General features: G+C 71.1%; 19 protein-coding genes, 3 tRNA genes and 2 pseudogenes. 9 read left to right on the forward strand and 15 right to left on the reverse strand.

What is annotated here, in order from left to right:
• The first annotated feature begins 442 nt into the window (after nucleotides 1-442).
• Nucleotides 443-664, forward strand: coding sequence for a hypothetical protein (locus KCH_RS12335; protein ID WP_157032019.1), 222 nt, complete (start codon nucleotides 443-445; stop codon nucleotides 662-664).
• A gap of 262 nt (nucleotides 665-926) precedes the next feature.
• On the opposite strand, the gene KCH_RS12340 is transcribed toward KCH_RS12335, so the two are convergent.
• The 6 genes from KCH_RS12340 to KCH_RS37200 form a co-directional block, all read right to left on the reverse strand.
• Nucleotides 927-1,214, reverse strand: a complete 288-nt coding sequence (locus KCH_RS12340; RefSeq protein ID WP_035862590.1) for a hypothetical protein — start codon at nucleotides 1,212-1,214, stop codon at nucleotides 927-929.
• A 97-nt stretch (nucleotides 1,215-1,311) separates the two neighbouring features.
• Nucleotides 1,312-1,548, reverse strand: coding sequence for a hypothetical protein (locus KCH_RS12345; RefSeq protein WP_035862592.1), 237 nt, complete (start codon nucleotides 1,546-1,548; stop codon nucleotides 1,312-1,314).
• On the reverse strand, nucleotides 1,545-1,805 hold the full coding sequence (locus tag KCH_RS12350; protein WP_035862594.1) for a hypothetical protein: 261 nt from the start codon (nucleotides 1,803-1,805) through the stop codon (nucleotides 1,545-1,547). Before KCH_RS12350 ends, KCH_RS12345 begins: the two co-directional genes overlap by 4 nt.
• Nucleotides 1,802-2,149, reverse strand: coding sequence for a hypothetical protein (locus KCH_RS12355; protein WP_035862596.1), 348 nt, complete (start codon nucleotides 2,147-2,149; stop codon nucleotides 1,802-1,804). The genes KCH_RS12350 and KCH_RS12355 overlap by 4 nt, the downstream gene beginning before the upstream one ends.
• A gap of 251 nt (nucleotides 2,150-2,400) precedes the next feature.
• Nucleotides 2,401-2,583: a hypothetical protein gene (locus KCH_RS12360; protein ID WP_035862599.1), complete on the reverse strand. Its 183-nt coding sequence runs from the start codon at nucleotides 2,581-2,583 to the stop codon at nucleotides 2,401-2,403.
• A gap of 58 nt (nucleotides 2,584-2,641) precedes the next feature.
• A complete protein-coding gene (locus KCH_RS37200; protein WP_051653005.1) occupies nucleotides 2,642-3,805 on the reverse strand; it encodes a ParB/RepB/Spo0J family partition protein in 1,164 nt (387 codons plus the stop codon).
• A gap of 1,198 nt (nucleotides 3,806-5,003) precedes the next feature.
• On the opposite strand from KCH_RS37200, the gene KCH_RS12370 reads away from it, so the two are divergent.
• Entirely contained in the window at nucleotides 5,004-5,765 is a 762-nt protein-coding gene (locus KCH_RS12370) for a hypothetical protein (RefSeq protein WP_035862601.1), read from the forward strand.
• On the opposite strand, the gene KCH_RS12375 is transcribed toward KCH_RS12370, so the two are convergent.
• Both KCH_RS12375 and KCH_RS12380 read right to left on the reverse strand, forming a co-directional pair.
• Nucleotides 5,722-6,759, reverse strand: a complete 1,038-nt coding sequence (locus tag KCH_RS12375; protein WP_035862603.1) for a recombinase family protein — start codon at nucleotides 6,757-6,759, stop codon at nucleotides 5,722-5,724. The two genes, KCH_RS12370 and KCH_RS12375, sit on opposite strands and share 44 nt — an antisense overlap.
• Before the next feature lie 66 nt (nucleotides 6,760-6,825).
• Complete coding sequence (locus tag KCH_RS12380; protein ID WP_035862607.1) at nucleotides 6,826-7,089, reverse strand: hypothetical protein; 264 nt, start codon at nucleotides 7,087-7,089, stop codon at nucleotides 6,826-6,828.
• A gap of 1,215 nt (nucleotides 7,090-8,304) precedes the next feature.
• Here KCH_RS12380 and KCH_RS44360 point away from each other — a divergent pair.
• Nucleotides 8,305-8,736: pseudogene (locus tag KCH_RS44360) on the forward strand (hypothetical protein); the annotation flags it as partial.
• Between the two features lie 369 nt (nucleotides 8,737-9,105).
• Here the strand turns inward: KCH_RS44360 and KCH_RS44365 are convergent.
• Together KCH_RS44365 and KCH_RS12395 are read right to left on the reverse strand one after the other, a co-directional pair.
• On the reverse strand, nucleotides 9,106-10,503 hold the full coding sequence (locus KCH_RS44365; RefSeq protein WP_051653006.1) for a hypothetical protein: 1,398 nt from the start codon (nucleotides 10,501-10,503) through the stop codon (nucleotides 9,106-9,108).
• Nucleotides 10,504-10,780: 277 nt separating this feature from the next.
• Nucleotides 10,781-10,856 (reverse strand) — tRNA-Ile (locus tag KCH_RS12395).
• Between the two features lie 494 nt (nucleotides 10,857-11,350).
• On the opposite strand from KCH_RS12395, the gene KCH_RS12400 reads away from it, so the two are divergent.
• Nucleotides 11,351-12,055, forward strand: a complete 705-nt coding sequence (locus KCH_RS12400; RefSeq protein WP_051653007.1) for a trypsin-like serine peptidase — start codon at nucleotides 11,351-11,353, stop codon at nucleotides 12,053-12,055.
• Between the two features lie 130 nt (nucleotides 12,056-12,185).
• On the opposite strand, the gene KCH_RS12405 is transcribed toward KCH_RS12400, so the two are convergent.
• Nucleotides 12,186-12,258 (reverse strand) — tRNA-Asn (locus KCH_RS12405).
• Nucleotides 12,259-12,263: 5 nt separating this feature from the next.
• Nucleotides 12,264-12,336: transfer RNA gene (locus KCH_RS12410), tRNA-Asn, on the reverse strand.
• Nucleotides 12,337-12,657: 321 nt separating this feature from the next.
• Between KCH_RS12410 and KCH_RS12415 the strand changes: the two genes are divergently transcribed.
• The 3 genes and pseudogenes from KCH_RS12415 to gad all read left to right on the forward strand — a co-directional run bounded on the left by KCH_RS12415 (nucleotide 12,658) and on the right by gad (nucleotide 16,029).
• Nucleotides 12,658-12,930: a hypothetical protein gene (locus tag KCH_RS12415; RefSeq protein WP_157032020.1), complete on the forward strand. Its 273-nt coding sequence runs from the start codon at nucleotides 12,658-12,660 to the stop codon at nucleotides 12,928-12,930.
• Nucleotides 12,931-13,072: 142 nt separating this feature from the next.
• Nucleotides 13,073-14,511, forward strand: a pseudogene (locus tag KCH_RS12420) (FGGY family carbohydrate kinase).
• A gap of 99 nt (nucleotides 14,512-14,610) precedes the next feature.
• Entirely contained in the window at nucleotides 14,611-16,029 is a 1,419-nt protein-coding gene (gene gad, locus KCH_RS12425) for a glutamate decarboxylase (RefSeq protein WP_035862616.1), read from the forward strand.
• A 7-nt stretch (nucleotides 16,030-16,036) separates the two neighbouring features.
• Here gad and KCH_RS12430 read toward each other — a convergent pair whose 3' ends face one another.
• The 3 genes from KCH_RS12430 to KCH_RS12440 form a co-directional block, all read right to left on the reverse strand.
• Nucleotides 16,037-17,290 carry an RNA polymerase sigma factor gene (locus tag KCH_RS12430; protein WP_157032021.1) on the reverse strand — a complete coding sequence of 418 codons (1,254 nt, stop codon included), beginning with the start codon at nucleotides 17,288-17,290 and terminating at the stop codon, nucleotides 16,037-16,039.
• Between the two features lie 64 nt (nucleotides 17,291-17,354).
• Nucleotides 17,355-19,265: a DNA primase gene (gene dnaG / locus KCH_RS12435; RefSeq protein WP_035862619.1), complete on the reverse strand. Its 1,911-nt coding sequence runs from the start codon at nucleotides 19,263-19,265 to the stop codon at nucleotides 17,355-17,357.
• A gap of 55 nt (nucleotides 19,266-19,320) precedes the next feature.
• On the reverse strand, nucleotides 19,321-20,604 hold the full coding sequence (locus KCH_RS12440; RefSeq protein ID WP_035862622.1) for a deoxyguanosinetriphosphate triphosphohydrolase: 1,284 nt from the start codon (nucleotides 20,602-20,604) through the stop codon (nucleotides 19,321-19,323).
• Between the two features lie 179 nt (nucleotides 20,605-20,783).
• Between KCH_RS12440 and KCH_RS12445 the strand changes: the two genes are divergently transcribed.
• Together KCH_RS12445 and KCH_RS12450 are read left to right on the forward strand one after the other, a co-directional pair.
• Nucleotides 20,784-21,413 (forward strand): winged helix-turn-helix domain-containing protein, encoded by a 630-nt coding sequence (locus tag KCH_RS12445; RefSeq protein ID WP_035862624.1) that lies wholly within the window; start codon nucleotides 20,784-20,786, stop codon nucleotides 21,411-21,413.
• Complete coding sequence (locus KCH_RS12450) at nucleotides 21,410-22,795, forward strand: MFS transporter (protein WP_084223526.1); 1,386 nt, start codon at nucleotides 21,410-21,412, stop codon at nucleotides 22,793-22,795. The genes KCH_RS12445 and KCH_RS12450 overlap by 4 nt, the downstream gene beginning before the upstream one ends.
• Nucleotides 22,796-22,800 lie beyond the last annotated feature (5 nt).

Genomic DNA, 22,800 nt, shown 5'->3' on the forward strand with positions numbered 1-22,800 from the left:
CGGACCGAGCGGTGCGCCCAGTCGGCGCCGCAGTCCCCGAAGCGATCGGCGCAACCTGCCCGCTGCCAGCCGCTTTGACTGCACGTTGCGCCCAGCCCGATACTCGGTGGCACGCCGGGGCGTCACAGTGCCGGCGTGGCCTTCTCCCATCAGTGTGAGGGCCGTGCTCGTTGGGTGATTGTCGCCCGTGCCGGACGCACGGGTCGCGGACAGCTCCACGCCCTTACCCCGCTCGACGGGGCCGAGTACAAGTAGGACCGCGCCGCCGGTGCCCAGTTGGAGCCCGGCCGCACCTCTGGACCGCGCCGGCGGGTCAGGCCAGCTTCGTTCCGCGACGCGGGAGGGGGTCGGCCGGACCCGCTCCGTGCGCCGCCGGCTCCTCTCCCCTACTTGAGAGGGGACTCTAGTGGTACAGGCCGATCTCGCCCCGGCTGGTTGGGCGGTGGTGGCCGTCGCCGCGATCGGCGGCGTCACGTTGGTGGTGGGCACGCTGTTCGACTTCTTCGCGTTGGTGTGCCGGAAGGCGACCGTGCTCGCTGGTGAAGTTCAGTCGGTCCGCCGGGCTTGGCGTGCTCTGCGTGGCGAAGGCGACGAAGCCGCTGACGACGACCGCGTTGGCGAGCGGCGGGGGGACGTTGCTGCCAGCCGCCCTGTCCGGCCGTAGCGGCTAGGGCTCACCGCAGCGCGTGGGGAACTGGTGCGCCCCGCCGGACGAGAACAAGTCCGGCGGGGCGGGTACGGGGTGTGGCCTGCTCTCCACGGTCCTCGTCCTGGGCTTCTTGTGATGTGATCCCGCTCGTGCAGAGGCGGCGAACAACGTAGCTGTTCCCGAAGGCAAGGCTGCTGGACAGCAGCGAGTCGAAACCCGGCATCGCCACTGCGCGCCCACGGTTGGCTCAGCAGGATGGCGGAGGTCGCGCCGGCGTTCAGCCGGTGGCGGCCCTACGGGCCATGTAGTCGGTGATGTCCTCGATGGTGACCCAGCGATTCAGGTCCTGGAGCACGTGCTCGCAGAGCTCCCGAAGCGTGGAGTTGGACTCGCTGCCGACAGCAATGCCGACAGCGAGTAGCGCCGCATCGCGGGTGGCGAACCGGCCCGGAAGCCACTCCTGGCCGTCGCGGCCGTGGTGCAGGATGAGCCAGCTCGTACCCTCTTCTGCGCCAGCGGTCGTGATGAGTTCGTATCGGCCGATCTGGTCGAACTTGGCTGCCATTGGGTCACCTCGCCGTTCAGAGTGTGTAGGGGCATCGGAGGTACGAGTGTGCCCGGCCGGATGGTGAGGCCCGGCCGGGCGGGTTCAGGAGGGTGGTCTACTCGCCGCGGTCTTCGTCCTGAGCTTCCTGCGGCGTGATCTCACCTGCGCAGAGGCGGCGGACGGTCTGCGTGCGGTCGTAGAGGCTGCTCTTCCCGGAGGCGAGGAGCCGGGCGGCGGCGGCAAGCCGGGCTTCGGCTTGCTCGGCCCGGTGGAAGAGGGCGTCGAGTTCGGGGTCGGTGATGGTGCTGGCCGTGGGCCGGGGCTCGGTCTGAGGCGGCTGGGGGTCGGTCATGTGGTCGGGCTCCGTTCGGGTGGTTCGCCGAGGAGGCCGACGAGACGATACCCGGTGCGCCGCGGGCGGCCGGTGCTCGTGGTCGCGGAGGCGTGAAGCGTGTTGAGGAGGATGAAGCGGCGGAGGGCCGAGCGGCGGCCGATGGTTTCGATCTCGGCCCGGTTGCCGTGGACGGCGATGATCCGGATCCGGCGCTTGCCGTCACCGGGGTGGCACGCCTCGTAGACCTGGTTGCTGCTGACCTGATGATCGGTCATTGGTCGTTGCACCTGCACAGGTTCGAGATGGGGTCACACCAGGAGTCGCAAGAGTTGCACCAGATGGCGCCGGGAACGGGCGGGGTGCGGTCGGGTTCGGGAATCACGGATGCCTTCATCTTCTGCTGACGGGTACGGAGCGCCAGGTCGAGCAGTTCGCGGTGCTGGGCGGCCTCGGGGTCGGGCCACCGCCGGCTGTACTTGCGGTGCCGGGGCGGGGCGGGCGAGAGCGGCGGCGGGCAGGCGCTTTCCCAATCGAGGGCTGCCAGGGGGCCGTATCTCTCGCGCATCAGGCGGTCGTACGCCTCGGGGTCGGCCGCGTCGTTGGCGGCGTAGGTGCTCATGCTGGTCCCTTGGGTGCGTGCAGGCCCGCCCGACGCGGAACGGAAGGGCGGGCCTCGTGACGAGCTGGCTGGCCCTCTCGCGGCATGCTCATGGGAGCTGCCCGGTTCCGGCAGGTGGGGCGCGGGGGAGTGCCGCCTGCCGGAACCGTGAGAGGGGTGTCACGGTGCACGTCGCCGGGGGCGGGTCCGGATGGGGCGGGCTCACCCCCTGGCGACATGCTGACCGTATCATCAATCTGTCCCCATACAAGTCAGGGCTTTGAGGAGCTGCCGGTCGCCGCCCTCAGCTCTTCGACGGTGCAGCCTTCGAATGGGGTGGTCCCGTATTCGTCGGCGTCCGGATCGCTCCCTGGCTCGTCGAACAGGGCGGCCTGCTTGCCGGTGGAGTACCAGGCGGAAGGTTCCATCTGGAGCCAGTCGGGCCGTTTGGGCACGGGATCTCCTCAGGGTTGGCGCTGGGCCCCCTTGCGGGGGCCGCGAGCTGTCGGCGGGTCAGGCGGCGACGGGCTCCAGGGCCTCGTCGACGGTCTCAGTGTGCACGGCCTCGCCATCGGCGGCCTGGGCCTGCTCGGCGATGGCCTCGGCGAGCAGGGTGTCGAACTCGGCGTCCAGGTTGGCGGTGCCCTCCGGCTCGCCGGTGGGGGCCTCGGCCTGGTCGGCGTCGGAGTTCTCCTCGGCGAGGTTGGGTGCGGCGCCGGCGGTGGAGACGATGATCTCGCGGGCGTCGGCGCGGACCTTGGCCTGGCGCATGGCGAACCGGGCGTCCTGGACCGCCTTGCTGACGCGGTCGAGCTGGCCGATGCGGGCCCCGAGCTGGCCGCCCAGGAGGTCGTCCAGCTGCTCCGGGGTCATCTTGGCGATCTGCTCAAGCTCGCCGCGGATCTGCTCGATGCGGTCCAGCAGGTTGCGGGTCGCCTTCCGGGCGGCGGTGCGCTCCTCTCGCTGCTCCTCGGTCAGCTCCTCGACCTCGAACATGGAGGGCTGGCGCTCCTGCTCGCGGACCTGGTGGGCGAAGTGCAGGAGGTCGTTCTCGGTCATCGCCTCCTCGCTGTTCTTGCCCTGGGTCCACTTCTTGAGGACGGCCTGCTGATTCTCCACCTTGAGCTCGGAGATGCGGTGGGCGGCGGCCAGGCCGATGTGGCCCTTGGTGAGGTGGTGCTGCATCTCGGGGATCAGGTCGAGGAGCTGGATGCGCATCTTCACGTAGGTCGCGGTCTTGCCGAACATGGCGGCCACGTCCTTGGTGGTGAGCTCGGTGCCGTCGTCGTTGCGGTCCTCGGTGATGATGCGGCGGAAAGCCGCGCCCTCCTCCAGGGCCGTCATGTCGGCGCGGTTGACGTTCTCGGCGACGGCACGCCGGAACGCCTTGATCTCGGATTCGATCTCGATGATCTGGGCCTTGATCGTGGTCAGGCCGGCCGCGCTGGCAGCCCGGTAGCGGCGTTCGCCGAGGATCAGCTCGTACTTGCCCGCACCGGCGGGCCGGACCTCGACAGGGGAGATGACGCCGAACTCCTCCACGGAGGCGATCAACTCCTTCATCTTCTCCTCATCGAAGTACTCACGGGGCTGGTGGGGGTTCGGGAGGATCTGGTTCAGCCGCAGGGTCTTGGTGGTGGTCTTGGCGGTCGTCTTGGCAGTGGTCTTGGCGGTCATGGCGTTGCTCCCATCTCGGTGTGGAGGGCGTTCCCCCTCCTTCTGTCTTTATTTTATACTCAATCAGCGTGGGGGTGCAACATCTGGAGACAGAAAAGCCAAGAGCTTGGACGGAATGCCCAAGCAATTTGTCCGCAGCCAGTCAAAGCCAGGTGAGGTGCGAATTCAGGCCCGGGCAGTGATTAGGATTCGCCGCCCCGGGAAGGATCGCGGCCGGGGGAGATATCGCCCGTCTCACGACTGTTGATAAGGAGGAGGGCGGCCAAGGCTCCCCCGCCCGCCAGGGGGCTTCCGGCTCCGGGCTCAGATTCCACGCCTGAGCGGTGAAGTTCTGCGAGCACGCGCAAGACGCTTGCGCTGTCGATCGCCACCGGAAAAGCCCCCCTGTACCGTGCGCGCGAGAGAGGCCCGGGTCGCGCGAACCCGGCCGACGCCACCGTTCAGCGCCGGTCCCCACCACTGAGCTGCTCAGATGGCTGTCAGCGGCTGGCCATAGCTTGCATGCGTATCAACTGGGTGTCAATGCGTAAAGCCCTGTCATGCGATCCGCGAAGCGGATATCCTACCTGTTGCCGATCGCCAACAGAAAACCCTTTGGAAGGGAACCCGGGAGCCCAGGATGAGCACTCCAGCTGCCGCCGGCCGCCGGCCGTGGAGCTTGGCGTCGAAGCTTGCCTACCTGCGTGCACGCCTCACCCCGGAAGGCGAGAAACCCCCCACCACTAGAGAGCTCGCCTCCCGGACCGCAGACGAGCACGGCAAGCCCGCGCTCGACCACACAGTGATTCATGCCACCCTCTCGGGGTCCAAGACGAACCCCCCCTCGCGTACGATCCTCGGGCTGGCCCACGCATTCGACTGTCCACCTGCATTTCTACTGCCAGGGTCTGACGATCTGAAATCGCTGGAGGTTTACCACGACTACGAACAAGCCCGTGAGGCCTTGCGCCTGATCGCTCCCCTCGGCGAGTCAGGGGCCGAAGGTCTCCTCCAGGCCGCGCACGCCCTGCGCGCCGCACGTGGCCTTGCCCTTCCCGACGCTCCCCCTTCCCCTGCGGTTGCAGGCCGAAGGCCCCGCTCCGGCCGGCGGCTCTCACGCGCCGAATCCGCAGAAGCGAGCCGACGGGAGATCAACGGCCCGTTCAGATAGAACCGTCCCAGCCTGTGGCGGCCTGCACGAATCGAGATCGAATCCGCCGTGGACATCACGACGACACTGCTCCGTCCAGCCTTGGCCGTCACCTTCGTGGCGACCGTCGTCGCCGTGTGGTCGGCGACACGATGGAGCGGATGGCACAGCACAATCCACCGCTGGTCCCGCTCCATCACCACCATCGGGGGCCTGGTCGCCCTCGTCCTATCGGTGCCCGGTGTCTACGATCGCCTCGAAACCGTGCTGGGCGTGGAGAACCTGCCTGTGCTCCTGGCGCATCTGGCCGCCGTGGTCTCGCTCAGCGGCGTACAGCTGCTGCTGGTCCCGTGGACGTACCAGCCTGGCGCCTACCGATCGGCCCTGCTGGTGCGTACCGGGGTCGCCGCGGCGGTGGCAATAGAAGCCGTCGTGCTGTTCGTCGTCGCCAATGACAGCGGGCAAGGCTTCACCGACGACTATGCCGTCGACGATGGCGTGGCCGCCTTCCTGCTGGCCGTTGCCGGCTACTGGGCGCTGGCCGGTGCAGCTATCGCCTGGGACTGCGCGCTGCTCGCGATCGACAACGGCCGGGCGGGGCACCACGTCATCGCCGCCGGGCAAGGACTGATCGCCGCCGGGGCCCTGTGCTGCGCCCTGTGGGGCGTGACGGAGAGCGCGTTCGTCGTTCTTACTCAGACAGCCGGACGGGCATGGGCCACCGGCCTCCAGTGCGGCATCAGTTCCGTCTGCATCGCGGCCTTCGCCGTCTTCCTGTTCGCCGGGGTCACGGCGTGCTCCGTGCCGTCCCCCCGTCGCCGCCGCTGCTGACCCGGTCCCGTACGTCGCCCACGGGGGGCGGGGGAGGCTGGTTGCGCCACCAGAGCTTTACCCTGCCAGGCTTGATCGTGCGCACTCCCTGCCCGCCGGGGAACACGTCGACGCGGTGGAGCATCAGCTGCGCCAGTCCGGCCTTCGCCTCGGCGGGTGCCGCGTTCCACCAAGCCACCAGTTCGGGCACACTTCCGACGACCGGGGTGGCGGCCGCACGTTCCAGGACCCGGATGCGACGGCTGATCTCCTTCTTCCTCTGCTTCGCCTCCGCCTTGGCCGCCTTGGCTGAGCTGGCGGTGATCTCGTGGCGGAGCACCATGCCGGCGAGCGAGTTCACACCGGCGTTGAGGGTGTCCAGTTCCTCGCGAAGGTCGGCAGCCAGGGCCCGGGCTTCTTCCCGGGCGGCTTCCAGGTCGCGCTGGGTGGCTGGCAGAGCAAGCCTGGCGACGATCTGTTCGCCGAGGTGGTCTTCGAGCAGTTGGGCCGAGATCCGGACTCGTCCGCACGTGCCTGGCCGGTCAGCGCGCGGCCCGTCGGGACAGCAGTAGCCGGGGTGGCCCGCGTTTGTCCGCAGACCGTGGAAGCTGGCCCCGCACAGCCCGCACACGACGAGGTCACTCGACCCGTACACGTACTCGTAGTCGGCGGTCCGGCTGCCGGAGTCGCTCTGCGCTTCCTCGGCGTCCCGGTGTTCCAACTGGGCGAACTGCTCCGGGGTGAGGATGCCCGGATGGCCGGCGGCGACCAGGCGTCCGTCCGGCTTGCGCTTGAGCCCGGCGATCGCCGGGTTGCGGAACAGCCGGGCGACGGTTTGCCCGGTGAACTCGGAGCCCAGGGTGCCGACGAGCCCCTTGTCGTGCAGGTACGCCGCTGAGACGGAGAAGGCTCCGCCGTTGATCCGCAGCAGTGCCGCTTCCCGCAAGGCGTTGGCCTCGTCGTCCAAGAGCGCGGACTTGGCCGCGTCGCGGAAACCGAAGAGTCTCGGTGCCACCGTATCCTCCATCGAGCCCTCGACGTGATGGAGACTCTTGGAAGAGTCTCCATCACGTCGAGGGCATCACACATCGCCTGATGAGACATGCCCTTCGACACCCAAGAGCTTCCAGAGCGACGCGGTGAGCACTCGGCGCGAGCCGCCCACGGTGATCACGTCCAGCGGGAAGTTCCCATTCCGAATCGCTTCGTATGCCGTGTTCGGCCCGGTCCCGAGCGCACGGGCTGCGGTTACCACGTTGATGGTCACCGGCAGGCCCAGGACTTCTTGCAACGTCATGCCGCGTTCCGTCCGTGCGCCGTCGTTGGCCTTGCTGTCGATCTTCATCCCAGTCAGTCGCGTTTCTCCCCCGCGCCAACCGTGGTGCTCAGCGTACCCGCGACGGCAAGGCCGACGATGGGTGACGACGAGCAGTTAACGATAACGCGAAACAGTGAAGGATTCACAACCATAGAACCGCGGCTTGCACTCGGCGACCAGCCCGAACAGCCTTGCAGCGCAAGGGTATTGCGTGTACAGCGAGTGAAAAATAAGGCAGAATAGAACGCACATTCTAGTCACCGTCCGTGGCGGCCCACGGACGGTCAGGAAGCGATGCGAGAGGGCGCGGCTCGGACCGATGTTCGAGGAGAAGACCTACAAAAAGTGCATGTGCAAGGGCCTGCTGACCCATCGGCGCGGACCCCTCAAGGGCCAACCCGTCGTTGACGAAACCGGCCAGCAGAAGTCCGGCTGGCTGGGAACAGGGTGCCCCAAGTTGGAACAGCGGGATCACGGTACGTGGTGGTTCTATATTGAACTTCCGCCCCGCCCGGACGGCAGCCGGCACCGTGTTCGCCAAGGCGGCTTTCGCACACAGAAGAAGGCGGCCAAGGAATGCAAGAAGGTCTGGGACGAGAGCCAAGCCGGCCTCGACGTCGGCGTCCGGGAGACCATCGCCGAGTACCTTGACCGGTGGGCCAGCGCCAAGAACGACGTAGCGATCGGTACCACCGACAAGTACCGCGAGCACATCGAACTCCACATCAACCCGTTCATCGGCCACCTCGACCGCAAGGCCCTCCGCAAGGTCCACATCGACCGGATGTTCGCCGCGATCGCCGACCGGAACACCGCCATCGAGGTCCACCGCGACTACGTGCAGCTCCTCACGGCCGACTGCGACCGCAAGCGCGAAGCCTGGCGCCAAGGCGCGAAGCAGGACCGCGCCGTCCTACGAGCGGCTTGGCATGAGGCACGCGAACTCCTCGCCGCCGAACGCAAGAAGATGCGGCGCGTCACCGGCCTGGCCACCCAGCACCGCGTACGCGCCACCCTCTCCAGTGCCCTCGGCGACGCGGTACTCGCCGAAGAGATGACGAAGAACTGGGCGCACCTGGTGCGGCTGCCGAAGGCCAAGCCCCCGAAGCCCCTGCTGTGGACCCCCGCCCGGGTCGCCCGCTGGCGCGCAACTGGCGAGATCCCCAGCAAGGTCATGGTCTGGACGCCCCAGCTCCTCGGCCAGTTCCTCGACACCTACGTCGACGACGAGCTGTTCGACCTGTGGCACTTCATGGCCCTCCGCGGCCCTCGCCGCGGAGAAGCCTGCGCACTGCCCTGGTCCGAAGTCGACTTCGACGAGATGGAAGTGACGATCAGCCAGCAGGTCGTCTACGTCGCCAAGAAGCTGTTCGCAACGGAGCCGAAAGCCGACTCCGAGCGCACCATCAAACATCGACTCCGAGACGGCGCGACTCCTCGCCAACCGCCAACTCCCGCCAGGCCGAGCAGCGCGCGAAGGCCGGAGCGGCGTGGAAGGACACCGGCCTGGTCTTCACCAAGGAGAACGGCGAGGGCTACCACCCCGACTACCTCACCTACCGGTTCAAGAAGCTGGTCGAGGACGCCGGGCTGCCGCCCATCACCCTGCACGGGCTGCGCCACGGCGCCGCATGCCTCGCCCACGCCGGCGGAGCCGAAGCGAAGGACATCAGCGACCAGCTCGGCCACTCCGGCATCCAGATCACCCTGGACACCTACACCAACGTGTTCAAGGAGGCCCAGCAGGCCCAGGCCGAAGCCGCCCTGAGCCTCGTTCCCCGCGCCGGCCGACCGGCCGCCGAACCTGCGGCACCTGCGGCAGCGCCCACGCCTGCCGAAGCTCCGGTCCAGGCCGAGCCCTCGGTGCCGGTGCCGGTGCCGAGGGGCGGGCGGTTGACCGCGCTACGGCGAGCGCGAGAGAAGAGAGCAGCAGCTGTCCAGGCCACCGCGAAGAAACAGCGAGTTGGTACCGGCCTGACCCAGGCAGCGGGGCGGCGATCCGGAGATCGCCGCCCCGCTGCCGTCTCCGAACCCGTCAAAGTGCTATTCGGGCTCGGACTGGGCTGCCAACACATCGGTGAACCCGAAGCGCCGGGCCAGGTCCTGGTGAAGGGCCTCATACTCACGAAGTTCTTCCAGGAACTCCCGCCACACGGCGTCTCCTTCCGGGCCGAGGTGGGCGGTGGCCAGCTTGAACGCGGCCAGGCTGTCGTTGACCCGTCGGCCCCAGTTCTGGTTGTTGTCCCACCAGGCCCGGAGGACTTCCCGCAGCGTCTCCAGGTCGAGGAACCGCCCACACGGCACTACCGCCAGGTCGGCAACCGAAGCTCCGGAGTCAAAGCTCTTGACGTCGCGGAGAAGTGAGGCAAGGTAGCGCGTGTAGAAGGCGTCCTCCCGGTTGGCGATCAGGTAAGTCCTCGCGAGGTAGTGCAGGTTCCCCACTGCCTGCACCAACGAGGGAAACCCCTGCCGGAGTTCAGCGTTGACGACCAGCCCAAGGACTTCGAACTCTTCGCCCACGAGGCTGGGCTTGAGCTTCGCCTTGGCGCCAATCTGCTCGACCCGGGTCTCGAACAGCCCTCGAAGGGTCTCGGGGGCGGCCTTCCAGAAGGTCGGCATGTTCCCGAGTCTGGCGAACGCGGCAAGCTGTACGTCTGGCGATGCGGTGCCCAGCTTCGTCATCTGCTTGACCATCGCGTTCGTCACCAGCTCGGCGTCCCGGTCGGCGAAGCAGCGCAGGCACTCAGCCATCCGGTCCGCCAGCTGGTCCGCCGGCAGGGTGACTTGGGGGTCGTCGATCTGCAGAACGGCAAAGCGGGCCGCGAACTCCACCACCTTGTTTCGGGCCGCCGGGCGGACCCGATCGAAGTAGGTGTGGGTGAGGTGGGCCGGGTGCAGGACGAAACCCGGGTCGGCGACGGCGGCGGCGAAACTCGCCACGATCTTGCGACCCTGGCTCGGAGGGTGGATCAGCAGCGCGTCCAGCGCGGCCAAGAGGTGGGCGCGGGCGTACTCGGCGGTCGGCTCGTACAGCTCGCCGAGAGGCCGCAGGGAGGGGTGGGCACTCTGGTGGCGGTCCTCGCGCAGCCGGTCCAGCTGGACGTGCTGGCTGGAGTCGATCAGCTCCAGCGCGAGGGCGGCGTCGAGGATCTCCCGCTCGACTTCGAGCATCTTCCCTACGCCCTCCCGGCGCTTTTTCTCGTCGCTGGCGCCGCCGAGCTGCTGGGCTTCCTCGACCTTCTGCGCGAGGGCCTTGGCGTCCGGCTCGCCGTCTTCGGCGAGGACCTGCGCCTTGGCGATGAGGTCGGCGCAGACTGCGGTCCAGGTGAGGACGATCGCGGCTCGCGGAACGCCGGTGGCGTAGCTCCGGTAGGCATCTTGGACGAGCGGTCGTACGTCGGGGTTGTGGACGCGGGTCAGGCGTTCTTCGAGGTCGATCACCGGCTGGCCGTTCTTCCTGACCTCTCCGGGGTGCCCGCGCCGGGTGCCGCGGTGAGGTGCTGCTTCCGTTGTCGGCCGGGCGGGTGGCGGCGGCCGGGTGAAAGCGTGTCAGACGGGGGCTCTGCTGCGCCATGTCCACTAGAAGTCCACTAGAGGGTGAACTTCCGGGCCGGAGGAGGGCGAGTGGTGAACCGGTGCTCTACGATTGACGCGACCCCCATCGGCGTTTCGCCTGGTCAGAGGGGCCCATCGGCTGACGATCGGTCAGCGGCCGAGGTAGGGCGGGTGGGACTCGAACCCACGACCAAGGGATTATGAGTCCCCCTGCTCTAACCGGCTGAGCTAACCGCCCCCCGACTCGACCCGCCGGGGCCGACTAGCGGTCCTGGCAGCAGCAGACGGCCCCTCAGGGCCGCCCCGGCAGCATAGCCGGTCGATCACCCGTGGTGCGCGCCGGGGGCTCATCCGGGTACCCCCGTCCGTTCCCGCTCGCGCCGCCCGTTCGCGCCCCCTGCTCGCCGGTCCCGCCGCCACTGCAAAGGGCAGGCCGCAGCGCCGCGACAGCGCGGCGGTGACGCCCGCTCACCGGGTCGGCGACGGGCGGGGACGGGCGGCCGGGAAGCGCCGGCCCGTACAGCAGTTCGCACCCGGCCGACGGTGTTCCGGCGTTCCCGACACGCGGGCGGGCGGCCCGCCGCCGAGGCGGTTGCCGGTGTGGCGCGGGCCCTGGTAGATCTTGCTGCGTCCGCCGCCCGAGATCCTCGGGCGGGCCGCCGAGCGGAAGCGAGTGACGGTGCCGCGCACCTCTCCCCGAACCGGCCGTGTCACGGCCGCAGCGGCCTGCGCAGTGCTCCTGCTGGCGGCGACCGCGACCGGCTGTGACTCCGCCCCGAAGGCCGAGGACAGCCGTCCGACCGCCCGGCCCGCCCCGGCGGACGCGGCCGGCAACCGGATCGGGGCGCTGTTCGTGGACGGCACCGACGGCATGCGGGCCTGCACGGCGGGCGTGGTGCACAGCCGCGGCCGCAACCTGCTGATCACCGCCGCCCACTGCGCGGCCCCGCGCGGCACCGCGCTGGACGACCTGGTGTTCGCCCCCGGCTACCGCGACCAGCGTGCCCCGTACGGCAGTTGGACGGTCTCCGAGGTGCTGTTCGACCCGCGCTGGGGCACCGACGAGGACGAGGGGTACGACGTCGCGTTCCTGATCGTCGACCCGCTCAACGGCCGGCAGATCGAGGACGTGGTGGGCGCCGACACCGTCGCCACCGGGCTGGGCTTCGGGCTGAACGTCACGGTCACCGGCTACCCCAACTCCTCCGGTTCCCCGATCACCTGCCAGGGCCGCACCACCTCGCGCAGCTCCACCCAGCAGCGCTTCGACTGCGCCGGCTTCACCGACGGCACCAGCGGCAGCCCCTGGGTGACCGACAAGGGCGAGGTGGTCGGGGTGATAGGGGGTTACCAGCAGGGCGGGATCAGCCCGGAGGTCTCCTACAGCGTGGCCTTCGGCGACCGCCTCGCCGCGCTCTACCGGCAGGCCGGCGGCTGACGCGTCCTCGGCGCCCGGGTCCCGTCGGCGGCCAGGGGCCGAGGACGGGTGCGTGACGGAAAACACGAAAGCCCCTCGGTCTCACCGAAGGGCCTTCGCTCTGTACCGATCACCGTGACTTCCGGTGAAGCTCCCCCAATTGGACTCGAACCAATAACCTGCCGATTAACAGTCGGCTGCTCTGCCAATTGAGCTATGGGGGACCGCGCTCCTCCAATTGGACTCGAACCAATAACCTGCCGATTAACAGTCGGCTGCTCTGCCAATTGAGCTATGGAGGATCGTGCTTCCGCCTCGCCCACCCCGGTCTCCGGATCTCTCCGGGGCCCACGGTGCTCGCTGCGGGACATACATTAGCGCACTCAGGGGGGTGTTCCGCCAATCGCTTTCGGCTCCGGCCTCCCCCACCGCGGCGGCGGGCCGGTCCGGCGCGCCCGCGCGCGCCGCACGGTGCGGACGGGGATGCTGGTGCACGGCGGATCCGGCTGGCCCGGACCCGCCACCGGCAGGGCGGTTCACGGCCCGGCCGGACGGGTAGACGCGGCACACAATCGCGCGGCGACGAAGGGTGGAACCAGGGCATGTGGAAGGTGTCGTTGATCGTGGGCATCGGGATCGGGTACGTCCTCGGCGCCCGGGCCGGGCGGGAACGGTACGACCAGCTCGCCGGTGCGGCCAAGCAGTTGCGGGAGAACCCGCGGGTGCAGGACGCGGCGGGCAAGGCCAAGCAGCAGGCCGGCGCGGTGGCCGGGAAGGCCGCCGGGGCGGTGGCCGACAAGGTCGGGGAGAAGCTGCCGAACGCGCTGACCGAGCGCGTCCCGTACTTCGCCAAGCACCAGGGCGAGGACGACGGCTGGGGTACCGTCCGCCCCTGATCGCACCGCACGGCTCCGGCCCGGCACGGAACGCCTCCGACCAGGCACGGAGGGTCGGCGGCGGGGTTGGTTCCGGTACCGACTGGGCAACACTTGCGGCAGTCGGGCCCGCCCCGGCCGTCGACTGCGGCATGATCTCGGCATGGCCATCGTCGCGGGCATCGACAGCTCCACCACTCGCACCCGGATCGTCGCGTGCGACGCCGAGACCGGCGCCGTGCTGCGACAGGGCCGGGCCCCTCATCCGCTGCCCGAGGGCGACGAGGCCAGAACCACCGAGGTCGACCCGCAGACCTGGCTGCACTCGCTCGGCGACGCCGCTGCCGGGGCCTGCTGGAGGGCGTCCGGGCGATCGGGGTGTCCGCCCAGCAGCACGGCCTGATCGGCCTGGACGCCGGCGGGGTGCTGGTCCGGCCCGCACTGCTGTGGAACGACCCGCGCTCGGCGGGCTCGGCGGCCGCGCTGCTGGACGCGCTCGGCGGCCCGGAGCCCTGGGTGGAGGCGATCGGCGCGGTACCTGGCCCGACGTACACCATCGCCAAGCTGCGCTGGCTGGCCGAGTTCGAGCCGGTGTCGGCGCAGCGGATCGCCGAGGTGCTGCTGCCGCACGACTGGCTGGTCTCCCAACTGCTGGGCGGCGCCCGCCGGCGCACCACGGACCGCGGCGACGCGTCCGGGACCGGCTACTGGTCGCCGATCACCGGCGAGTACCGGCAGGACCTGATCAAGCTGGCGTTCGGCCACGAGCTGAAGGTCCCGGACGTTCTCGGCCCGGCCGAGCCCGCCGGGCACACGCCCGAGGGGCTGCTGATCTCGGCGGGCACCGGGGAGAACATGGCGGCCTCGCTGGGCCTCGGGCTGGTCCCGGGCGACGCGGTGGTGTCGCTGGGCGGCAACGGCACGATCTTCGCGGTGCACGACCGGGCGGTGGTCGACCCGTCCGGCCTGGTGTCCTCGTTCGCGGACGCGACCGGCCGGCACCTGCCGATGGTGGCGACGCTGAACGCCGCGCAGGTGCTGCGCTCCACCGCCGGGATGCTCGGCACCGACCTGGAGGGCCTGTCCGAGCTGGCCCTGCAGTCCTCGCCGGGCGCGTACGGCATGGTGTTCCTGCCGTACCTGGACGGTGAGCGGACCCCGAAGCTGCCGCAGGCGGCGGGCACCCTGACCGGCCTGCGGGCCGAGTCGATGGGACCGCAGCACGTGGCGCGGGCCGCCGTCGAGGGCATGCTGTGCAACCTGGCCGAGGCGCTGGACGTGCTGCGCGGGAACGGCGTCACGGTGAACCGGGTGTTCCTGCTGGGGACGGCCGGCCGGCTGCCCGCCGTCCAGCAGATCGCGCCGCTGGTGTTCGGCCTTCCCGTGGTGGTGCCGCCGCGCGGCGACCACGCGGCGCGCGGCGCGGCCCGGCAGGCCGCCTGGGCGCTCGCCGGGACGCCCGAGCCCCCGCAGTGGGAGCTGCCGGACGTCACGCTGCTCGCCCCCGACCAGGAGCACGACCTGGCGGTCGGCAACGCGGTGCGCCAGCAGTACGCGGCGATGCGCGAGCAGCACCACCCGGAGACCGCCGCCAGCTCCTGACGGGGCGTCGGGAACCGCTCCGCGGCGGGCTGCTGAGGATGCGTCAGCTGTCCCGTGGTGGCAACGTGGGGGCTCTCACCACTGGAGGGACGGTTCGTCATGGCGTTGCACAAGGGGCAGGGGTCGGAGCACGGGCGGGAGGACCGCCGGCTGCCGTTCAGTCCGCTGCACGTGCTGACCGATCCGCTGGGGGCGATGCAGGTGGCCCCGCCGCTGCACCGGCTGCCCCGGGTTCCGATCCCGCCGTCGGTCGCCCACCAGCTGATCCACGACGAACTGATGCTGGACGGCAACGCCAAGCTCAACCTGGCGACCTTCGTCACCACGCAGATGGACGAGTACGCGGACCGGCTGATGGCGGAGTGCCGCGACAAGAACATGATCGACAAGGACGAGTACCCGCAGACCGCCGAGCTGGAGCGGCGCTGCGTGGCGATCCTCGCCGACCTGTGGCACGCGCCCGACCCCGGGGTGGCGGTGGGCTGCTCCACCACCGGCTCCAGCGAGGCGTGCATGCTCGCCGGGATGGCGCTCAAGCGGCGCTGGATGCGGCGAAACGCCGACCGGTACGCGGCCGGGGCGCGGCCCAACCTGGTGATGGGCATCAACGTGCAGGTCTGCTGGGAGAAGTTCTGCAACTTCTGGGAGGTCGAGGCCCGGCTGGTGCCGATGGAGGGCGACCGCTTCCACCTGACCGCCGACCAGGCCGTGGCGCACTGCGACGAGAACACCATCGGTGTGGTCGGCATCCTCGGCTCCACCTTCGACGGCTCGTACGAGCCGATCGCCGAGATCTGCGCCGCACTGGACGAGTTCCAGAAGCGCACCGGCCTCGACGTGCCGGTGCACGTGGACGGCGCGTCCGGCGGCATGGTCGCGCCGTTCCTGGACCCGGACCTGGTGTGGGACTTCCGGCTGCCCCGGGTGGCCTCGATCAACACCAGTGGACACAAGTACGGCCTGGTGTACCCCGGCGTGGGGTGGGCGCTCTGGCGGGACGGCGAGGCGCTGCCCGAGGAGCTGGTGTTCAAGGTCAACTACCTGGGCGGCGAGATGCCGACCTTCGCGCTGAACTTCTCCCGGCCGGGCGCGGAGGTGGTCGCCCAGTACTACACCTTCCTGCGGCTCGGACGCTCCGGCTTCCACGCCGTCCAGCAGGCCTGCCGGGACGTCGCCCAGTACCTGGCCGGGGAGATCGAGAAGCTCGGCCCGTTCCGGCTGGTCACCCGGGGCGACCAGCTGCCGGTGTTCGCGTTCAGCACGGTCGCGGAGAGCCCGTTCGACGTGTTCGACGTCTCCCGGCGGCTCCGCGAACGCGGCTGGCAGGTCCCCGCGTACACCTTCCCGGAGGGGCGGACCGACCTGGCGGTGCTGCGGGTGGTGTGCCGCAACGGGTTCACCCGCGACCTGGCGGACCTGCTGCTCGCCGACCTGCGGCGGCTGCTGCCCGAGCTGGAGCGCCAGCCCGCGCCGCTCAGCGAGCTGGGGGTGCCGCAGCGCTCCGGGTTCCACCACTGACGGGCCGTCAGTCCAGGTAGCCGCGGAGCTGGTCGGCGGAGGCGTGCTCGCGGAGCTTGCGGAGGGTCTTCGCCTCGATCTGCCGGATCCGCTCCCGGGTCACGCCGAACAGGTGGCCGATCTCCTCCAGGGTGCGGGGGCGGCCGTCGTCGAGGCCGTAGCGGAGCTGGACCACCTGGCGCTCGCGTTCGCCGAGGGTGGCCAGCACCGCTTCCAGGTGCTCGCGCAGCAGCAGGAAGGCGGCGCTCTCCGGCGGCGAGGCGGCGTCGGCGTCCTCGATCAGGTCGCCGAGGGCGACGTCGTCCTCCTCGCCGACCGGGGTGTGCAGCGAGACCGGCTCCTGGGCGAGCTTGAGGACCTCGCGGACCCGCTCCGGCGACAGTTGCAGCACCAGGCCGACCTCGGCGGCGGTCGGCTCCACGCCGCGCTCCTGCAGCAGGGCGCGCTGCACCCTCAGCACCCGGTTGATCAGCTCGACCACGTGCACCGGCACCCGGATGGTGCGGGCCTGGTCGGCGAGGGCGCGGCTCATCGCCTGGCGGATCCACCAGGTCGCGTAGGTGGAGAACTTGTAGCCGCGGGCGTAGTCGAACTTCTCCACCGCCCGGATCAGGCCGAGGTTGCCCTCCTGGACCAGGTCGAGCAGGGTCAGGCCGCGCCCCACGTAGCGTTTGGCGACCGAGACCACCAGCCGCAGGTTGGCCTCGATCAGGCGGCGCTTGGCGATCCGGCCGAGCACCACCAGCCGGTCCAGGTCGTCGGTGAGCCGCTCGTCGGCGCCCGGGGTGCGGTCGAGCGCCAGCTCGGCGAACAGGCCGGCCTCGATCTGGCAGGCGAGTTCGACCTCCTCGGCGGCGGTGAGCAGCCGGATCCGGCCGATCTCGCGCAGGTACTGGCGGAGCAGGTCGGCGGCCGGGCCGGTGCCCTCGTCCAGGGCGGCTTCCGGGGGCTCGTCGGGGAGTTCGTCGGCGGTCGGTCCGGGTGCGGCCTCGAAGGCGTCCCCGGTGGCGTCGGCGGCCTCGGCGTCCCGGGCGGGTGCTCCGGGGTGCGGGCCGGTGCAGGCGACGCGTTCGGGCCGGCCGGGCCGGGCTGGAGTGGGATCGCGGCGTCCCGGGCGGGGCGGTCCGGTGCGGGCGGGCGAATGACAGCTCCACGGGCATCCCTCCAGGGGCCGCGCGCGGCCTGGGGGTGCCGCGCCACACCGGAGGGGATACCCAGCCCGGCGGGCCCGGGCACCTGCGGGCGTCCGCCAGCCGCACATCCGGCACCCGGCAGGCCCGCGGATGCCACCCGCACGGGCGGCTAAGGCCGGGTGCCCGGACGGCTCAGAGCGCGGCGACGCCGCGCGAGCGCAGCTGCTGCCCGTACTGCTGCAGGGCCCACAACTCGCTCTGCACCGGGTGCAGTTCCTCGGCGGTGGCGCGGTCTCCCAGCCGGCGCAGGTGGGCGCGGACCTCGTCCACCCGGCGGTCCACGGCCTGCAGGCGGAGCTTGACCAGGAACTCCCCCGCGTAGACCTCGTCGACCTTGCGGCGGGAGCGGATCGGCTCCACGGTCAGCTCGGTGACCAGCCCGCGGACCTGGTCGTCCGGGCTGGCCTCGCGGACGGCGCCGGTGAAGTCCTGCAGGCTCGCCCCGTACGCGGCGCCGCCGCACTGGCCGATGGCGCGGCGGACGGCCCGGTAGGGCGGGGTGGGGAACTCGTCCTCGCCGTACTGGTCGAAGGCCGGGCTGACCAGGTCCGGGTGCTGGAGGGCGAGCTTGAGCAGCTCGCGTTCGACGAACTGCCCCGGGTCGCGCGGGTTGAGCCGGAACACCGGCCGCTCCGGCCGGACGGGCTGCTGCCCGGCGGGCGCGGCGCGGCGCAGTTGCCGGTTCTGGCCGTTCTGCTGATTCTCCCGCTGCCAGCGGGCGAGCTGGGAGATCCGGCGGACCACGAACTGCTCGTCCAGGATGCCGACCATGCCGGCCAGTTGGACGGCGTACTCGTGCTGGATCGACCGGTCCTTGATCTTGACGATGATCCCGGCGGCCTCTTCGAGGGCGGCGGCGCGGCCCTCGGCGGTGTCGACCCGGTGCCGGGCGACCGCCGAGCGGAGCGCGAACTCGAACAGCGGGACGGGGTTCTCCACCAGGGTGCGGACCGCCTCGTCGCCCTGGGCGAGGCGCAGTTCGCACGGGTCCATGCCGCCGGGGGTGATGGCGATGGAGGTGCGGGCGGCGAACTTCTGGTCGTCCTCGAAGGCCCGCAGGGCGGCCTTCTGGCCGGCGGCGTCGCCGTCGAAGGTGAAGACCGTCTCACCGCGGTAGGTGGAGGTGTCCATCAGCAGCCGGCGGATGATCTTGATGTGGTCCTCGCCGAACGCGGTGCCGCAGGTGGCCACCGCCGTGGTGACGCCCGCCAGGTGACAGGCCATCACATCGGTGTAGCCCTCGACCACCACCGCCCGGCCGGACTTGGCGATCTCCTTGCGGGCCAGGTCGATGCCGTACAGGACGTTGGACTTCTTGTAGATCGGCGTCTCGGGGGTGTTCAGGTACTTCGGGCCGTTGTCGTCCTCGCGCAGCCGGCGCGCGCCGAAGCCCACCACGTCGCCCGAGCTGTCCCGGATCGGCCAGACCAGGCGGCCCCGGAAGCGGTCGATCAGGCCGCCGCGCTGCCCCTGCGAGGCCAGGCCGCCGACCGAGATCTCCTTGTCGGTGAAGCCGCGGCCGCGCAGGAAGCGCACCAGGTGCTCCCAGCCGACCGGGGCGTAGCCCACCCCGAAGTGCTTGGCGGCGGCCTCGTCGAAGCCCCGCTCGGCGAGGAAGCGGCGGCCGATCTCGGCCTCGGGGGTGGCCAGTTGCTCCTGGAACCAGGCGGCGGCGACCTTGTGCGCCTCGATCAGCCTGGTCCGCTCGCCCTGCTGGTGGCGCGGGCTGTAGCCGCCCTCCTCGTAGCGCAGCGTGATGCCCGCCTGGGCGGCCATCCGCTCGACCGCCTCCGCGAACGAGCAGTGCTCGATCTTCATCAGGAAGGTGATCGTGTCGCCGGACTCGCCGCAGCCGAAGCAGTGGAAGACGCCCTTGCCGGGGTGCACGTAGAACGACGCGGACTTCTCGTCGTGGAACGGGCACACGCCCTTCAGCTGGGCGCCGCCGCCGTTGGCCAACTGCACGTAGTCGCCGACCACGGCGTCGATCGGCAGAGCGGCACGCACCGCCTGCACATCCTCGTCCCTGATCCTCCCGGCCACTTGGAAAGTCTACGGGAGCGGGTCGGACAATCCGGGGGCACCGGCCCGGGGCGGATCAGCCGGGCCGGCCGACCAGCTTGGCGTGCAGCGCGAGGGCCGAGGCGTCGGTCAGGGTGGCGATCTGGTCGATCACGGTGCGCAGGGCGGCGCGGTCGTCCTCGGCCTCCGCGTGCATCGCGGCGAACACCGGGTCCAGCCCGTCCGGCGCGGTGCGCAGCAGGGCGTCGGCGAGCTCGGCGATCACCACCCGCTGGCGGGAGCGGAGCTGGGCCTGCTCATCGCGCTGCATCACGTACCGGACGGCGACCGCCTTGAGCACCGCGCACTCCAGCCGGACCTCGCGCGGGACGACCAGTTCCGCCGCGTAGCGGGTGAGCGGGCCGGGGCCGTAGCGGGCTCGGGTGGCCTGCTCGGCGGCCAGGCAGAACCGGCCGATCAGCTGGCTGGTGAGGTCCTTCAGGCCGGCCCGGGCGCGGGCGGTGCCGTCGTACGAGGCGGGCCACCAGTCCGCGGCGAGCAGCCGGTCGAGCGCCTCGCCGAACTCCTCCGGGCCGGTGTCCGCGGCGAACCGCTCGGCGATCGCGAACAGTTCGGCGCGCTCCTGCGGGGCGCGCAGCGCCGCCGGGTCGATGTGGCCGGCCTGCAGGCCGTCCTCGACGTCGTGGGTGGAGTACGCGACGTCGTCGGACCAGTCCATCACGGTGGCTTCGAAGCACCGGCGGCCGACCGGCGCGCCGGAGCGCATCCAGCGGAACACCGGCAGGTCGTCGCCGTACACGCCGTACTTGGTGGAGGCCGGGTCGGTGGGGTGCCCGCCGCGCGCCCACGGGTACTTGGTGGCGGCGTCCAGCGCGGCGCGGGTCAGGTTGAGGCCGACGCTGCGGCCGGGCCACGGGGAGAGCCGGACCTCGGGCTCGTCGAGCGGGGCGAAGCGCTTGGGCTCCAGCCGGGTCAGGATGCGCAGCGACTGGGCGTTGCCCTCGAAGCCTCCGCACGCCTCGGCGGCCTGGTCGAGCGCCTCCTCGCCGGTGTGGCCGAACGGCGGGTGGCCGATGTCGTGGGCCAGGCAGGCGGTCTCCACCAGGTCCGGGTCGCAGCCGAGCGCCGCGCCGAGCTCGCGGCCGACCTGCGCGCACTCCAGCGAGTGGGTGAGGCGGGTGCGCGGGAAGTCGCTGCGCATCGGCGCGACCACCTGCGTCGTTCCGGCCAGGCGGCGCAGCGCGGCGGAGTGCAGCACGCGGGCTCGGTCGCGCTGGAAGGCGGTGCGGCCGGGACGCTTGTCGGGCTCGGGCACCCATCGTGCTTCGGACTGCGGGTCGTACGGAGTGGTGTTCTTCATATGTCCGCCACCGTACGCCGGGTGACGGACATTCGGCCGTGCGCCGCGCGAACAGCGGGCGTCGGGCGGGTGCTCGGGCGGGTGCCCTCCGCCGTACTCCGACAGGCGGCCGGAAAATGCAGAGACTTCTCTGCAAAGAGGTCTATGCAGAGGACTCTCTGCACCCTAGTGTGATCCCCATGAACGAGCACCGCCCCGAAGAACACCCCGCCGCACCCGCACCCGCACCGAAGGACGAACCCCCGCGCCGCCGGCTCGACGCCGGTAGCCTGCGCGGCCTGGCCCACCCGCTGCGGATGCGGCTGCTGGAGGAGCTCCGGCTGAACGGCCCCTCGACCTCCGCCCGGCTCGCCGACCGCACCGGCGAGTCCACCGGCACCATCAGCTGGCACCTGCGGCACCTCGCCGAACACGGGTTCATCGAGGAGGAGACCGGCCGCGGCACCAAGCGGGAACGCTGGTGGCGCGCCGCACCGGGCGCGATCACGGTCGCCGCCGCCGACTTCGACGAGGACCCCGCCGCCAAGGCGGCCGTCGCCCTCTACCAGGCGGAGAACCTGCGCACCCAGTTCCAGCGGGTCGCCGACTCGCTCGCCGCCGAGTGGGAGGGCGACTGGCACGGCTCCGGCCTGATCAGCAGCTGGAGCAACCTGCGCCTGACGCCCGCTCAACTGCTCGCCCTCGGCGAGGAGCTGAGCGCCGTCGTCGCCCGCCACACCCCCGACCCGGACGCCGCCCCCGATCCCGCCGCGCGGCCGGTCCTCGTCCAGATCCAGGCACTGCCCCGAAAGGACCCCGATCGGCCATGACGTCGCCCGCCCCCGCCGAGTCCCGCCGCTTCCCGTCCCGCAAGGCCGCGCCCGCCGCCGGGACGCTCCCCCCGGGGTCGCTTCCCGCCGACCCGGCCGCCGGCCGGCCCGCCGGACTCCTGCGCCGCCACCGCGACTTCCGGCTGCTCTGGACCGGCGAGACCGCCAACAAGTACGGCTCCGCCGTCACCGGCCTCGCCCTCCCGCTGATCGCGGTCAGCACCCTGCACGCGAGCACCTTCCAGATCGGCCTGCTCGGCGCGGCGGGCTGGCTGCCCTGGCTGCTGATCGGCCTGCCCGCCGGAGTGTGGGTCGACCGGCTGCGGTCCCGCCCGATCATGCTCACCGCGACCACCCTCTCGCTGGTCCTGTACGCCACCGTCCCGCTGGCCGCCCTCGCCGGGACGCTCACGCTGTGGCACCTGCTGGCCGTCGCCCTGCTCGCCGGAGCGGCCGGGGTGTTCTTCCAGACCGCGTACACCGCCTACCTGCCGCAGCTGCTCGACCCCGCGGACCAGGCCGAGGGCAACGCCAAACTGCACGGCAGCGCCTCCGCCGCGGGCATCGTCGGACTCGGCAGCGGCGGCCTGATCGCCCAACTCGCCGGGCCGGTCAACGGACTGCTCGCCAACACCGCGACCTTCCTGCTCTCGCTCTGGTGCACCGCCCGGATCGGCCACCGCGAGACCGTGCGCACCGACCGGCCCCGCCGGGCGCTGCGCCAGGAGATCGGCGAGGGCCTGCGACTGCTCGCCTCCGACGTCTGGTTCCGCACCTTCACCCTGTTCGGCGCCGCCTCCAACCTGGTGCTGACGGGCTATCAGTCACTGCTGGTGGTCTTCCTGATCCGCGAGGTCGGCATCGGCGAGGGCACCGTCGGACTGCTGGTCGGCCTGGCCTCCACCGGCGGCATCGTCGGCGCGGCGTTCGCCCGCCGGGTCGCCGCCCGGCTCGGCACCTCCCGCGCCATGCTGGTGCTCGAACTCGTCCTGCCCGCCCTGACCGTCCTGATCCCGCTGACCGGCCGCGGCCTCGGCCTGGCCTGGTACCTGATCGGCGGCTTCGGCGCCTCCGCCGGCGTGGTCGCGGGCAACGTCATCAAGTCGACCTTCCAGCAGCGCTACTGCCCGCCGGAGCTGCTCGGCCGACTCTCCGCCAGCAGCGCGGTGCTCAACTTCGGCTCCATCCCGCTCGGCGCCCTGCTGGCCGGCTTCCTCGGCACCCAGATCGGCGTGCGCCCCGCGATGTGGCTGATGACCGTCGGCGTGCCGCTGGCCGCGCTGATCCTCTGGTGCTCGCCGATGCGCCGCGTCCGCGACCTGCCCACCGAGCGCCGGCCGCTGGACACCGCCGGCCTGCCCGCGGCGACCTGCACCGACTGACCCGC

It is taken from the genome of Kitasatospora cheerisanensis KCTC 2395 (genome assembly GCF_000696185.1).
GTDB classification, from domain to species: domain Bacteria; phylum Actinomycetota; class Actinomycetes; order Streptomycetales; family Streptomycetaceae; genus Kitasatospora; species Kitasatospora cheerisanensis.